General features: G+C 34.5%; 17 protein-coding genes. 2 read left to right on the top strand and 15 right to left on the bottom strand.

What is annotated here, in order from left to right:
• Positions 1-125: 125 nt before the first annotated feature.
• The 5 genes from BR52_RS03270 to BR52_RS03250 all read right to left on the bottom strand — a co-directional run bounded on the left by BR52_RS03270 (position 126) and on the right by BR52_RS03250 (position 4,530).
• Positions 126-761, bottom strand: coding sequence for a YktB family protein (locus BR52_RS03270; protein ID WP_034569107.1), 636 nt, complete (start codon positions 759-761; stop codon positions 126-128).
• 119 nt (positions 762-880) lie between these two features.
• On the bottom strand, positions 881-1,834 hold the full coding sequence (locus BR52_RS03265; RefSeq protein WP_034573459.1) for a siderophore ABC transporter substrate-binding protein: 954 nt from the start codon (positions 1,832-1,834) through the stop codon (positions 881-883).
• A 28-nt stretch (positions 1,835-1,862) separates the two neighbouring features.
• Positions 1,863-2,621 (bottom strand): iron ABC transporter ATP-binding protein, encoded by a 759-nt coding sequence (locus tag BR52_RS03260; RefSeq protein WP_034569106.1) that lies wholly within the window; start codon positions 2,619-2,621, stop codon positions 1,863-1,865.
• Entirely contained in the window at positions 2,622-3,584 is a 963-nt protein-coding gene (locus tag BR52_RS03255; protein WP_034569105.1) for an iron chelate uptake ABC transporter family permease subunit, read from the bottom strand.
• Positions 3,565-4,530, bottom strand: a complete 966-nt coding sequence (locus BR52_RS03250; RefSeq protein WP_034569102.1) for an ABC transporter permease — start codon at positions 4,528-4,530, stop codon at positions 3,565-3,567. Before BR52_RS03250 ends, BR52_RS03255 begins: the two co-directional genes overlap by 20 nt.
• A 229-nt stretch (positions 4,531-4,759) precedes the next feature.
• Between BR52_RS03250 and BR52_RS03245 the strand changes: the two genes are divergently transcribed.
• Complete coding sequence (locus BR52_RS03245; protein WP_034569099.1) at positions 4,760-5,200, top strand: YueI family protein; 441 nt, start codon at positions 4,760-4,762, stop codon at positions 5,198-5,200.
• 49 nt (positions 5,201-5,249) lie between these two features.
• Here BR52_RS03245 and BR52_RS03240 read toward each other — a convergent pair whose 3' ends face one another.
• The 5 genes from BR52_RS03240 to BR52_RS03220 all read right to left on the bottom strand — a co-directional run bounded on the left by BR52_RS03240 (position 5,250) and on the right by BR52_RS03220 (position 10,370).
• Positions 5,250-6,899, bottom strand: coding sequence for a peptide ABC transporter substrate-binding protein (locus BR52_RS03240; RefSeq protein ID WP_034569097.1), 1,650 nt, complete (start codon positions 6,897-6,899; stop codon positions 5,250-5,252).
• Between the two features lie 41 nt (positions 6,900-6,940).
• Positions 6,941-8,449, bottom strand: a complete 1,509-nt coding sequence (locus tag BR52_RS03235) for an ABC transporter ATP-binding protein (RefSeq protein WP_034569094.1) — start codon at positions 8,447-8,449, stop codon at positions 6,941-6,943.
• Entirely contained in the window at positions 8,439-9,128 is a 690-nt protein-coding gene (locus BR52_RS03230; RefSeq protein WP_034569092.1) for an energy-coupling factor transporter transmembrane component T, read from the bottom strand. Before BR52_RS03230 ends, BR52_RS03235 begins: the two co-directional genes overlap by 11 nt.
• A 25-nt stretch (positions 9,129-9,153) precedes the next feature.
• Positions 9,154-9,768 carry an MptD family putative ECF transporter S component gene (locus tag BR52_RS03225; protein ID WP_034569089.1) on the bottom strand — a complete coding sequence of 205 codons (615 nt, stop codon included), beginning with the start codon at positions 9,766-9,768 and terminating at the stop codon, positions 9,154-9,156.
• An 86-nt stretch (positions 9,769-9,854) separates the two neighbouring features.
• On the bottom strand, positions 9,855-10,370 hold the full coding sequence (locus BR52_RS03220; RefSeq protein ID WP_034569087.1) for a GNAT family N-acetyltransferase: 516 nt from the start codon (positions 10,368-10,370) through the stop codon (positions 9,855-9,857).
• Between the two features lie 212 nt (positions 10,371-10,582).
• On the opposite strand from BR52_RS03220, the gene BR52_RS03215 reads away from it, so the two are divergent.
• Positions 10,583-11,053 (top strand): GNAT family N-acetyltransferase, encoded by a 471-nt coding sequence (locus tag BR52_RS03215; RefSeq protein WP_034569086.1) that lies wholly within the window; start codon positions 10,583-10,585, stop codon positions 11,051-11,053.
• A 56-nt stretch (positions 11,054-11,109) separates the two neighbouring features.
• On the opposite strand, the gene BR52_RS03210 is transcribed toward BR52_RS03215, so the two are convergent.
• From BR52_RS03210 to BR52_RS03190, 5 genes are all read right to left on the bottom strand, one after another.
• Entirely contained in the window at positions 11,110-11,781 is a 672-nt protein-coding gene (locus tag BR52_RS03210; protein ID WP_034569084.1) for an ABC transporter ATP-binding protein, read from the bottom strand.
• 3 nt (positions 11,782-11,784) lie between these two features.
• Entirely contained in the window at positions 11,785-12,861 is a 1,077-nt protein-coding gene (locus BR52_RS03205; protein ID WP_034569083.1) for an ABC transporter permease, read from the bottom strand.
• Positions 12,862-12,991: 130 nt separating this feature from the next.
• Positions 12,992-13,585 carry a TetR/AcrR family transcriptional regulator gene (locus tag BR52_RS03200; protein WP_034573456.1) on the bottom strand — a complete coding sequence of 198 codons (594 nt, stop codon included), beginning with the start codon at positions 13,583-13,585 and terminating at the stop codon, positions 12,992-12,994.
• Positions 13,586-13,693: 108 nt separating this feature from the next.
• Entirely contained in the window at positions 13,694-14,119 is a 426-nt protein-coding gene (locus tag BR52_RS03195) for a GNAT family N-acetyltransferase (RefSeq protein ID WP_034569082.1), read from the bottom strand.
• 20 nt (positions 14,120-14,139) lie between these two features.
• Positions 14,140-14,631, bottom strand: coding sequence for a GNAT family N-acetyltransferase (locus tag BR52_RS03190; RefSeq protein WP_051915617.1), 492 nt, complete (start codon positions 14,629-14,631; stop codon positions 14,140-14,142).
• Between the last annotated feature and the right edge of the window lie 58 nt (positions 14,632-14,689).

Raw genomic sequence — 14,689 nt, 5'->3', positions numbered from 1 at the left:
TTCAACAGTTATTATTATAGCAAAAAAAGTCGTAACTGTATAACAATAACTCTTTTTCGTAGTGTTTTAACTTAAAAAAAAGAAAAAGAAAGAAATAATTATATAATTATTCCTTTCTTCCTCTTTTAATATTCTATTGGAATTGATTGGAAAGATTGCTTATATAACGGGAGCAAACTTTTAAAAGTATCTAAGATGTACAGTTGAGTTTCAACTGGATTTTTTAAAATAGGATCATTTGCCATTAGTTGTCGGCCAATTAAAAACTCTCCTTTTTTGACATCTCTGAAACGAGTTAGACCTTTTTCAATATCAAGTTCTTTAATCGGCGTTACTTTTGTTGTATGGTGATCCAGAGAGATAACAAAGTCTTCTGGGATTGTTTCAAAGAGTTCAATATTTTCTAGTAGACCTTGTGCCATTTCTTTTTCAAATTTTGGATTGTCGATATACGCTAACCAAATAAAAACATGGTCTCCGTATAGTCCTAATTGAAAATGTGGTGCCATCTTATAGCCTCTCTTGTTACAACTAACTGCCATCCAAGTATCATTAGGTGGATTTTTAGTTCGTCTTAAATGTTGGGCGACATGCACAAAAAGCTCATCTTCATCCATTTCATTGATTAATCCTTCTTTAAGCAATTCTCCAAATTTACGAAATTTTGGTTGAATTTGTTCTCTAATAGCTTGCATCCGATCTTCTAATGTTGGAATTTCAAATATTGAAAAATCTTCCTTTGTAAAGGTTACATTACTCATCACTACTTCTTCTCCTAACTTTTAATCTCTCTTTTTAGTTTAACATAATTCTTTACCAACTTGGATAACATCAAAAAAACTAACAGAATGTTTTAACAGCATTCTGCTAGTTTACAGAGTTACTCTACCACTTTTTTAGCTTCATCTAGCATCAATTTAGTTGATGTTAATCCACCACCAGATAAATACCACACATCTGGTTTTAACGTGATGATTTTTTTATTTTTAAACGCTTTTGTTTGTTGAACCAATTCGTTTTCTGAAACGTTGTCTTTACTGGTATCCCCACCAATTGCTTTGGTGCGATCAATAACAAATAACACATCTGGATCTTTTTCTAACACATATTCATACGTGACCGATTGACCATGAGTAGAAGCTTCGATTGCAGGGTCAGCTAAACCAAAACCAAATACATCATTTAATATAGCAAATCTTGATCCTTCGCCATATGCAGATAAGCTTCCTTCATTTACTAATACCGTTAATGTTTTTAAATCTTCACTTTTTGCTTTCGTTGAAACTTTTGAAATTTCATTTGATAACTCATCTAATTTCTTTTTCGCCTCATCAGCTTTATCAAAAATGGTTCCAATTGTTGTGATATTTGTTTTAATTGAGTTCCAAATATCTTTAGAATCGGTTGCTAAATAAAGAGTAGGCGCAATTTTTTTCAATTCATCCATTGAATCTTCTTGGCGACCAGAAATAATAATTAAGTCGGGTTTTAAAGCATTGATTTTTTCAAAATCAGGTTCTTTTATACCACCAGCAGACTCAAATTTATCAGCTTTAAATTCTTTTAAATACGTTGGCAAATTGTCTTTTGCCACACCAACTACTTGATCACTCTCTCCTAGCGCTTGGATTGTATCTAACATTCCCATATCGAAGACAACTACTCGTTTTGGTTTCAAGGGAACTTTTACCTCGCCATTTTGATCTTTAACTGTTATGGTTGTTGCTTTCTCACTATGCTTTGACGATTCTCCTTTTGTATCAGCTTTATTTCCACATGCCGCTACTACAAAAATTGAAGCTAGTAATATCAAACTCATTGCTATTCTTTTCATTTTCTCCACGTCCTTTTCCTTGATTCCATCATTCATTAAAATATAAACAAAAACGTTTGCCTTCGATTTCAACTATTCGTATATCCATCTCGTATAGTGGATCTAATATTTCTTTAGTCATCATTTCATCTGTTGATCCACTTGCAAATAACTCGCCATTCTTCATGGCAACAATTTCATCAGCATAACTTGCAGCAAAATTAATATCATGAATCACTAAAATAATCGTCTTTCCTAATTCATCCACTAGTCGTCGCAAGGTCTTCATCATTTGTACGCCGTAATTCATATCTAAATTATTCAAAGGTTCATCTAATAGAATATAATCCGTATCCTGTGCCAATACCATTGCAATATAGGCTCGCTGTAATTGACCACCAGATAACGTTCCCACATCATCCTCAGCCATCTCAACTAACCCTAAATAAACTAACGCTTCTTGAATTTTCTCTTCATCTTCTTTTTTCAAACGCCCTTTTGAGTATGGAAAGCGACCAAAAGAAACCAATTCTCTTACAGTTAACTTCAAGCTAAATGAATTCGACTGCTTTAAAATAGATAATTTTTTAGCCAAAGCATCTTGCTTCCACGTTTTTACATCTCCACCATCAATATAAATAAATCCCGTGTCTTTAGGTGTCAATCGACTCATCATTGCTAAAAGTGTACTCTTTCCCGCCCCATTAGGTCCAATAAAAGCAGTGATGGCTCCCTCTTTAATAGGTAAACTAATCTCACTGATAACTTTTTTAGTTCCATATGATTTTGATACTTTTTTTAGTTCCATTTATCCTTGCTTCCTTTCTTTCAATAGTAAGAAAATGAAATAGCAACCACCGATAAATTCAATCACAACACTAACCGTAGTCGTTAAATGGAAAACTCGTTCCACTAAAAGTTGTCCGATTAGTAAAACAACGATTCCTAGCAAGCTGCCCCCGATAAACAACCAAAAATGCTGATAAGTTTTAAAAATCCGATACGTTAAATTGGCAACAATAAATCCTAAAAAGGTAATTGGGCCAACTAACGCAGTGGAAACAGCCGTTAAAATTGAAATCAACACTAAAATTTGCAACAATTCTTTTTCAACAACCACTCCTAGATTGATCGCTTGCTCTCTCCCTAAATGCAAAACGTCTAAAACGGCATTTTTTCGGATTAAAAAGAATAAAGCAATACTACCAACTAAAATTGTGAGGGCCAGAATCGAAACGTCAATATTATTAAAACTAGCAAATAGCTTTCCTTGAATTTTATCGAATTCATTTGGGTCCATCAAAACTTGCATAAACGTACTAATACTCTTAAAAAAAGTCCCTGCAATCATTCCTAACATCAATAATAAGTACAAATTTGTATGATGGTTTTTAAAGATAAACAGATATAAAAAGCCACTTGCAATGACCATCAAAGCCACACTCACTAAAAAATTGACTTTTCGATCCGCTAATAATAAATGACTGTTTCCATATACGAATAAAACCATCGTTTGAAATAAAATATAAAGCGAGTCTAACCCTAAAATACTTGGTGTTAAAATTTGATTGCCAGTAATTGTTTGAAAACTAATCGTTGCAACTGTAGTTGTAATCCCCACAATACAAAAGGCTAACAGCTTTTTACTTCTTAAAGGCAAAATATAATCCCAATTCCCACCGCTATCGACTGTTAAATAACAAATAATTAAACCTAACAAAACGACCACTAACCCTGTCAGCACGATTAAATTAATTCTTTTTTGCTTCATGACTGCTCTCTCCCCTCATCAATAGATACATGAAGAGTGCACTTCCAATAATTCCCACCACTAAACTGACAGAAACTTCGTAGGGTGCAATCACAACGCGGCTAATCATATCGCAAACCAATAAAAATGCCGAACCAAACAATGCCGTTTCCAACAACGTGTTTTTCAAATGATCCCCTCGCATCAGTGCAACTAAATTAGGAATGATGATTCCTAAAAATGGGACACTTCCAACTGTCAAAATGACAACAGCTGTAGCCAGTGAAACAATCAAAACGCCACCAAATTGTACCACTTGATAAGAAACGCCAATGCTTGTTGCCATGTCTTTTCCTAAACCTGCAATCGTAAAATAATCTGCATAAAGATAGGCTACAATCATTAACGGAACCGCCAAGTAAATCAATTCATAGTTTCCACGACTTACTAGCGAAAAATTCCCCTGTAACCAAGAAGAAACATTTTGGACTAAATCATATTGATAGGCTAAAAAAGTTGCAATCGATCCCATAATACTACCAAACATCATGCCGATTAACGGAATCATCATCGTACTTTTAACTCTAACTCGGTTTACAATTCCAATAAAGATAAACGTACCTGCTACTGCAAACAGGAAAGCGATACCAGTCCTTTGCAAAATAGAGGCATCATTAAAGACAAGCATTGCCACTAAAATACCAATTCTAGCACTATCCATCGTTCCAGAAGTCGTAGGTGAAACAAATTTATTTTGTGTTAAATGTTGCATAATTAAACCTGAAATACTCATTGTTGCTCCCGCTAAAATCAAGCTAATCATGCGAGGAAAGCGTGTACTTAACAGCACCAACTGTTGCCGATCATTTAATTGAAGTAAATCAGTCAATTGAATGGACTCAACTCCAATAAAAAGCGAGGCAATTGCCAATACAATGACACTAACCATCCATAGCCCATTTCTCATTGAGAATACCTCTTTCTATCGTCACTCTCTAAGTAAGAAAAACCTAGCTGAGATGCGTTTCTACTAATTGAGAATGATTTTCATTCCCATAATTGAGTTTAGCGGACTTTTACTTAAAAATCAATCTTTTTTAGCAATTTTGTGTATTTTTTAACAAAACGAAATTTCACGTAAGAAACAGTCTATGGTATACTATACTTACACTAATCATTATAAGGAGGACTTGATTATGAGCGAAAAAGATGTGCAAGACTATTTAACAAGTGGCTTGTACGGAGCACCTCAAACCAAGCCTGAAGAACGAAATAAGTTTTTAGGTAATTTAAGAGAGCGTGTTTATGTATCAATGACACCAGAAGAACTTGTGTCTAAAAATTATTTAACAGCTCTTCAAACAGAAATGGAACAACACCCTGATGCTCAACTCCTCTTAAATGGATCCATTGATTCAAGCGAGTTTAGTCCTTATATAAAACTGTGTAATCAACAAACTACTCAGTTCACTATTGTAACCAATCAGTTTGCAAGTAAAAGCCCTTTCGCTTTATTGTTAGTGGCAAAAGAAGCTGTCGATAGTGCCGTGATTGATATTGCAGAAAAGTATCCGGTCACTGAAACTCCTGTTAAAGAACCAGAAAAAAAATCGCTATTAAAACGACTTTTTTCTTAATTACTATCATAAAAAAACTAGACTCTTGAAGAGTCTAGTTTTTTTATTTTTATTGAACAAAAGTTAAACGATAAGAAACCGTACGTCCAAAAGGCAATACTTGTAATTGCTTCACTTTAGAAGACAATAAGTAGGCTTGTGCGCCTTGGTAAATCACTGCGATTGGAGCGTCTTGTTCAATCAATTGTTTTTCTAACTGCATCATTTTTTTCCAACGCTCTTGAGGTTTAGTAGCAAGCTCCCCTTTTATTTCATTAATTCCTTCGTCGTAGACATTATTATGGTAGTTAGAAAAATTAATCCCCCCATTTGACTGGTAGATTTCTAAAAAATTTATGGGGTCTTGATAATCGGGTGTCCAAGTTCCAAAGAACACATCAAAATCACCAGAACGATTTAAATCTAAGCGATTTTTCAAGGGAACATTTTTCAACTTAATTTTAAGGCCAGGTAAATTGGTTTCGTACTGAGCTTGTAAAAATTCTACGGTCTTTTTTGCAGAACCAGTGTCGGAAGATAAAATTTCCAAAGTTAAATCGGTATCTCCTAGCTCTTCTTGTGCTAGTTTCCATTCTTTTTGCGCTTTTTTTACATCATAACTCATTAATGAGCCATTTTCTGTTCTGAAATCTTCATTGCTAGCAGGATTTTTTGAAAAATCTAAAGGAATAAACCCATCCATTGGCTTTGAACCATCAATCAAAATCGATTCTGTATAAGCTTTTTTATCAAAGGCTAACGCAAGTGCACGCCGAACGTGTACATTGCCAGTTGCTTTCCTAGTTGTATTGAAGCCTAGATAACCGATTAATGCTTTTGGCTGCTCGTGATAAGAATTAGCGCCTTGATATTTTTGAATAAATTCATCTGTTAAACCTGTATAGTCTACTTGATCTCCATCAAATAAATTAGCTCCCGTTGACGTTTCTTTTGCTACCTCTACATTTATTTTTTTTAGTTGAACGTTTTTTTGATCCCAATACGTTTGATTTTTTTGATACGTCCAATTTAAATTTGTTCCTGACCAGTCAGTTAATTCAAATGGACCATTTCCAACTATATTGCTACTGTTTGTACCGTATTTTTCTCCTAGTTTTTTAGCAAGAATTTCATTTTGTGGAAAAAAAGGAGTTCCAGTTAACATTTTTGCTAAATATGGAATTGGGTTTTCTAGTGTCAGCTCTATAGTTTTAGTGTCTAAGGCTTTCACACCCAAGTCAGAAAGCTCTTTTTCTCCCACTCGAATTAGGGCTCCATTTTTGAAAATGTCCATTTGGTTGGCACTTGGAGAAGCCGTTGCTGGGTCTACTACTTTTTGAAACGCATATACAAAATCACTTGCTTTAACGTCATCGCCATTTGACCATTTTGCTTCTTTCAATTTAAATGTATAAACAGTCTTAGCATCGTTGACACTAGGCTCGCTTTCAGCCATTCCTAATTCGGCGTTATTATCTTGATCAATTCGATACAGACCTTCAAAAATTTGACCAATCGCATCGGAACTAATCACGTCACTATACAGTGCGCTATCTAAAGTTGCTAACTCATTACTCGTTGTTACGGTTAATTCTTGTATATCCTTTTTTTCAGGTTGCTTTATTGATGTTTCTTGAGATTTTTTTTGTTCGCTAGCACAACCTACAATCACTAACAAAAGCGCTATTAAAACCCCTATAATCCAAAATTTCTTTTTCATTTTTATATCACCCTATTTTTAGATTAGAATTAAATTCTTTTTTAGCCTAGCATATCTTGTAAAACCCATTGGCTACGCTCGCTTGTTAAAATGTAATCTTTTTCCATGTGTCCATCTTTTAAAACCAACACGCGTTGGGCCACTTGATTGATTAATTCAAAATCATGACTAATCATTAAAAAAATAGTACCAAGTGCAGCTTGTTTTTCAATAACTTTGACAATACGGTGTAAATTTCCACCATCTAAACCAGCTGTTGGCTCATCTAAAATCACTAAAGGTACTTCTTGCATCAATGCCACACCTATTGTCAAACGTTGCTTTTGCCCCCCGGAAAGCGACGCTGGATGCCGTGAGTGCACACTCCATAAATCTAACGCTTTTAAAACCTCTTCTGCTTTATTCTTTAATTCTGGTGTTCGCTTCTTACCAATCATCAATTCTTCTAAAACACTCGCAGAAAACAATTGATAGTCGGCTTCTTGCATCACATACCAAGCTAACTGACTGCGTTTCTTCGTTGCTATTTTTTGTTGATTTAACCTAATCGTACCCGCTTTTTCTTTCATTAATCCACTTAACGTTTTTGCTAATGTTGTTTTTCCAACACCATTTCCGCCAATTAACGCCACTACTTCTCCTGATTTTAATTGAAAATCAAGTTTTGTACCAATGTTTTTTTTACTTTTTGGAAATCCAATACTTAACTGTTCAACCTCAATCTTGTTCACACTAGCAGACGATTGAAGCCTAACCGGCGAACAACCACTGTCATCCCAATGTAAAACAGGACTTCTCAATCCATACTTTTTCAATTGTTCTTGTGTTAAATTTTGCCATTCGTCCTTTGTAAAGATATGCTCCAATAAACCGTTTTTTAAATAAAAAGCACGGTCAATCAAATCCGATAAATAGTACAAACGATGTTCCGCAATGATAATTGTATGTCCTGCTTTTTTCCAATCCATTAAAATGGATTGAAGTTCTAGCGTAGCCTGACTATCTAAATTTGCAGAGGGTTCATCTAAAACATAAATTTTTTGATTCGCAACACGAATCGATGCCACTGCAACTTTTTGTTTTTCACCGCTTGATAATTGAATCACTTCTTTTTTCAACAGATGTTGAATCCCTAATTCTTCACTAGCAAATGTAACTCTTTTTTTTATTTCTTCACTGGGAAAGCTATAATTTTCACAAAAAAAGGCAATCTCATCTTTGACGATTGGAGCAAAAAACTGACTTCTTGGATCTTGAAAAACACTTCCCAAAATTTCTGCTAACTCCCAAGACGACTGCTCACTAATTTCTGTTCCTTGAACCTGAACCGTTCCACTTCGTTCGCCACCAAAAAAATAAGGAATGATGCCATTTATAACACGAGTTAACGTCGTTTTTCCGCCTCCACTTGGACCGGTCAGTAAAATAAACTCTCCTTCTAGGATTGAACAAGAAATATTTTTCAATAAATAATGATCAGAGTCATATGAAAAAGAAACATTGTTTAATTCAATAATTGGTTCTTTGTTTTTTGTCTGATTAGGATACATAGAAAACGACACCTACCCATATGAATAATAGCGTAATTACAAAATAATCCGCCTTTTTAAATTTGATTTCTCGTAATGATGTGCGCAGTCCTGGATTTTCAATCCCTCTTGTGACAGCTGCCATAGAGATATCATCTGCAATCGTTAAACTTCGAATAACTAATGGCACTAATAAATATTCAAAAGTCAAAATTGGATGACGCCATAAATTCCAAACAGTCGGCGCAATCCCACGTAGCCTCATCACATCCATAATCATTAAAAATTCTTGTCTGATTGTTGGAATAAAACGTAAGCCTACCGCTAGTGGAATAACTACAACCCGCGGAACTTTACATTTTTGTAAGGCCGCAATCAATTCGCCAGGTGGTGTTTGAGACAATACCATTCCCGCCATAAATAACGGAATTAAACGAACTTGAAAATAAGCAAAAAATGCAATGGTTGCCATTATCACGGATTCTTCGTACCCAAATGTAAAACGCTGTAAAAAATCAGTTACAAGAAAAGCAAGAATAAATTTTGGTGCTGCTTTAAATTTCCCTAACGAAAGTAAGTATCCTGATAAAAAAGTCATCAATAAATATAACCCAATGTCCGATACCCAAAAAACAAAAAAACCAGCCACAAGAACAACCAATGCTTTTGTTCTTGCGTCTAGTTTCAATGGTTGCATCATTTAGTCCTCTCCCTTGACCTTAATTTTATAGTTTAACTAAACCTGCGCGAACAAAATGTTTATGCAATAATTTCCAGCCCATTAAACAGCCAACTAGACCACCAACGAAGGCTAATCCACCAATCAAGGCAATCATCCATGGGTTATAATAATAATTTAACATTAATGCCAAGCGTTCTGTACTTGGGCTGTGTGGTGCTTTTTCCATCATGTATTTTGCACCTAACATTACAAATAATAACGGTCCATGTAAGGCATTAAACGTTGAAAAGACGGCCCATGAGAGCGACGTTTTCCCTAAACTTTTATATGCTGTTGCTGGAGGCGTCATAATTAATTCTGCTAAAATCGCAGCTGGAATGAAAATTAATAATACGTGAGGAACACCCATGATGACATACATCAATGAACGTAAAAGTGCATTTAGAAATGCTACTCCACGTTTTCCAACACGAAAAGATAATAGCAAATAAATGGGAGCTGAAAAGAACGCGCTAAGTCCTCCTGAAATTAAAATCGATAAACCTCCTGTTGCAATACGGCTTACCATTGAGACGATTAAACCAAACATGATAATTAATACGGTAAAAATGCCAATTGTTACTAAATCACGAATGGTTAATTTTGAAGATTGTTTCATCTATAAAGTCCTTTCTGTTCACTACACCTAATGTATGAACGTTCATTATTTTCAAAAAAGAGTCAAAGCCATTCTAATTTAATTTTTCACAAATGAGGTTTTTCAAACTGAAAAATAAGTTCATCTCCACCAAGCAATTCTTCTCCTGTCTTATGAAATCCTAGTTTTTGTAGAATGTGATGTGAAACTTGATGATGTTGATAGGCTTTTGCCACAAGCTGAAAAGAATAGGATGCTTCTAAAAAATCAATAAAAGCTATTGTTGCCTCAGTCGCATAACCATTTCCTTTAAATTCGTCAACAATTCCGTATCCAATTTCTGCGATACCAGAAACTAACGGGTTGCCTTGTGCACTAACTTCACCGATAATCATCTGTTTTTCTTTTACTACTACTAAATACGTCCAGTGTTCTAAGGAAGCATCTTGACGTACTTCTTCTAAGACAAAAGGCAAATAAAAAAAGAATTCGACACCAGGCCAACCTTTTGCAACTTGAAAGCCTGATACTTGAGTTAATTTTTCATCCCCTAAAAGAGTTGCTTCAATTAATTCTTGACGATAAGGAATTAATTCTAAACGTGGGGTCACAATTGTTTTCATTCGAATAAACTCCTATTTTTCTTAATAAAATTAAAATAAACTGTTAACTATCGATATTATCTCATAAATGAGAATTAAAATCATTACAAAAAGTAAAAATAGTTAAAAATCAGATTTTATTTGTTCAATTAGTAACTTGTTTAGCTATTTTGAAAGGATCTCTATTCTATGATACACTAAAAAAAATACAATTAAAAAATGAGGCGAATAAAATGCGGATTATCGAAACAAGAGATGCTGAATTAATGGGACGACTAGGAAAGGTCATGCAAGAAAAACATATTGAACTGTATCCAACTTTTTTTAAACCTTATCATCAAGAAGCTATTACGAACGCTTTTATAAAGCACTTTGAAAATCCTAAGGAACGTGTCTTTTTATGGCAAGACGACACCAATCAAGAGGCTATTGCAGCTTACCTTTGGTTGGAAGAACAAGCCGTTGAAGAGACCATTTATACCTTTGGTTACCAACGCCTTTATTTACATCATGTATTAGTTATGCCAGGCTATCAAGGTCAAGGACTAGGCAAAGAATTATTGAATTTTGCAGATGACTATGCAAAAAAACAACAAATTAAAGCGGTTGAACTTCACTATTGGCCTAATAATGGCATTGCCAAACATACTTATAAAAAGCATGGTTATGAAGTTTACAAAGAATCTGCTCAAAAACTACTTTAAAAAAAGGCTTAAAGCATATTCTCTGCTTTAAGCTTTTTTTGACCTTTAATGTCTTTCTATCGTACTTTACTTAGTACCCCATCTTGCATTTCATAGACATGATCACAGCTTTCCGTCAATCTAGTGTCGTGAGTTACCATAATCGTCGCTTTTTGTTTGTCTTTTGTTTCTTTTGCTAAAATTTCAACTACTTCAAAAGCTCTTTTAGAATCTAGACTAGCGGTTGGTTCATCGGCTAAAATCACACTTGGATTATGATACAAGGCCTTGGCAATAGCAACTCTTTGTCGCTCGCCTCCTGATAAATCACTTGGGTATTTATTTTTTAATTCCATTACACCTAAGTCCTTGAGTAATCGATCTTGTTCTTGAACTTTAATGGCTTCTTTTGCTACTTTATCAACTAAGTTTAATTGATCTGCAACCGTTAGAAAAGGAATTAAGTTAGACGCTTGTAAAATAAACCCAATTTCACTGAAACGAATTTTAGAACGCTGTTTTTCTTTAATACCATTAAATGGATTTCCGTTAATTAAAACTTCTCCTGTTGTTGGGGATTGAAGCCCTCCTGCAATTGTTAATAAGGTACTTTTTCCTGAACCACTTGGGCCAATAATGGCAACAAATTCTCCTGCTTCAACAGAAAAATCCGTCGCTTTTAGTGCTTCTACTTTTGTATGACCCTTCCCAAAAGTTTTAGTGGCTTGTTTTAATTTTAATAACGTCATTTTTTATCCTCCTATCGCTGTTAATGGATCAATTTTTGTAATTGTGCCTACTGAGAACACTGCACCTAAAATCGCAACAGCTATTAAAACCAATGCAAAGCCGCTTAAGAAGAGGACATTTGTCAAATAAGGTACTGCTGGAGGCAAGACTGCTGCTGTAATCAAGGTTAGAACTAAGCCGATTGCAACACCAACACTGGCTAAAATAAAGGTTTGAGCAATAATTGATTTCGAAATATAGCTAGTTGGAATTCCTTCTGCTTTCATCACTCCAAACATGCTTCGTTTTTGCAAGGTTAAAACATAAATGAAAATGCCGATAACAAAGGCTGCTATGACAAATAAAAACCCAATCATAATACCAAACGTCAAGGTTTGTGCTGCATACCCAGGAATTGCTTGAATAAATTTTTTAATAGGTAAATACGATAGCTTATCTGAATCTAATGTCAATTTTGATGAGGGTGTATTCTTCATCACAAGCCCACTAATTTTCCCCGTGTCGGTTAAATCTGATTGTTGGAATTTAGCTAACTGCCAATCTGATAAATTCAAATAAATTACAGGTGCAGTATTAAACTTACTATTATCTGTAAACCCAACTACTTTTACTTTTGTGTTGCTAATTGAAAGTTCTAGTTCATCCCCTAATTTAATTCCCTTTTCAATTAAACTATTATCGACTACTGCTTCATTATTTTTTTCAAACATTCTCCCACTCACAATAGAGGGCTTTAAAAATTCAGTTGAATCTATTCCAAAAATAGTGCTATTGATTTTTTCAGAACTTCCAGCTTTTTTGATAACTGTTGCGGATTGACCTAACCTAGCAGTTGATTTGGTTTCCAATTTTGTGATCTCTTTTATTTCGATTGTTGACGCTGATAAATTGTCATTTGCTTCACTATTTAAAATAATTCCTGACGCATCCCACTTATCAATTGCTAATCGGTTGTCTTGAGCCAATCCATAGGCAAGTCCTGTTAAAAAGAAAACCAAATAGGAGACCAATACCATCACTCCAATAATTAAGACAAATCTTGTTTTTGAATACTTGATTTCACGCCATGCTAAAAACATATGGTTCACTCCCTTATTTCGTTTATCGTTTGATAAATAGAATCATACCATTAATCGATTGATAAGTGAATTTTTTTGCTTAAAAAAAACCACATTTAGTATTTTAGTCTAAATGCGGTCAATCCTTATTTTAGTTAAAAACACCATACAACATCAACTGTATCAACTCATCAACTTGTTCTTCAATCGGCTTTTTATGTTTAAATGGTTGCTGACCAAATAACGGGCTAATACTCATCATGACAAAACTAGCTGCTGTATTAGGATTAATCGTACTTTTTAGTAAGCCCCTTTGTGCCATTTCAACAAAATAGTGACTCAAAGGTTTCGTATAAGCTTCTTGACTTAGTTGAAAAAGAATTAATTGATTTTCTGGTTTCATTTCATTTAAAATATCGTGAATCATCAACATAATATTAGTTGGATGTTGATCAATCAACGTTAAAATCATTTTTTTTAATGTCAATTCAGGTTCTATATCTCCAGCTATTATCGCGTTTAATTCAACTGTTACTTTTTGAGTGACTTCTCGAATCACTTCAATATATAACGTTTCTTTATCTTTAAAATGGTGGTACAGTGCTGGTTGAGTGATTTGACTGAATTCCGCAATTTCTCTTGTTGACGTTGACCGATACCCTTTTAGCATAAATAATTGCTGTGCATGAGCTAGAATCGTTTTTCTAGTTTTCTGCATCTCTTCTTTTCTAGTTAACTTTTCCATCTCTACACCTTCCATTCATCAACTTCATTGTAGCATAATTTTAAAGAAGAAAGGATCTTTCAATTCATCTAATAAAAAAACTAAAGTAGAAAACTACTTTAGTTTTTTCTATGAAGGCAATACTTTGCTTAAATAGTATTTACATTCCCCTTCTATTGGGTGATTTTCTACTGTACCGAAAATCTGATACCCGTTTTTTTGATAAAACTTAGGCGCTTGCCAGCTCATGGTTTCTAAAATAACCATCCTCGCACCGAATTGCTTGGCGTACTCTTCAATGTGTTGCAATAACTTTTGACCAACACCTTGTTTTTGCATGGTTTGATCGATTCCAAGCAAACTGACATGAAGATGATTCCAAACAATTTCTCCTACAACGGCGCCTAATACCGCTCCATTATCGTCATAAGCTGTAAAGGCAATTTCTTTTTTTTCGTAAGCCGGAATCGCTTTTCCAACTGCTACAATATGTTTTTCTAGTAAATCCGAAACTAATTTATCTGTTGAAGCGTAATTGCTCTCTTTTATTTCCATTTTGTACTCCTTTAAACCCCTTAGATTTTTCGTTTATAATGTGAGTAACACTGGCCTTCTTGGTCGGTGGTTTCTTTAATGAAAATAAAATCCTGTGCTTCATAAAATAATGTAGCCAGTTCATTTTTATGAATAAAAGAGACCCATTGTTCTTTAGCTCCTTGCGCTTGGTGAACTTTAGTAATTTCAGCTAATATTTTGGTTCCAATGCCATTTCTCTTTCGAGTTGGATTCAAATATAAGGCTAGAACTTCAGCTTGTCCCTCTTCATTATAGCCACCAGCACCGGCACCAATAATTTCGCCATCCTCATCTGCCACGATCCAACCATTCCAAGAATCATCAAGATTCATAATCTCATCTTGAATGCGGGTACTATTGTAGTACGTTACAATTTTTTCTTCCATATCTGAAGCGGGTAATAAATCTTGATACGTGACACGATTTCCCTCTATACACACTTGAATAATTCCATCTACATCTTTTAAAGTTGCTGGTCGAATAATAATCATAACGTTTCCTCCTATCGTTAATAGTCAATAGAGATTAAATCGTTAAACATTTTCTTAC

Source organism: Carnobacterium divergens DSM 20623 (genome assembly GCF_000744255.1).
Taxonomy (GTDB): Bacteria; Bacillota; Bacilli; order Lactobacillales; family Carnobacteriaceae; genus Carnobacterium; species Carnobacterium divergens.
The sequence above is the reverse complement of the archived record's forward strand: the minus strand, read 5'-3'. Positions and strand labels throughout refer to the sequence as shown.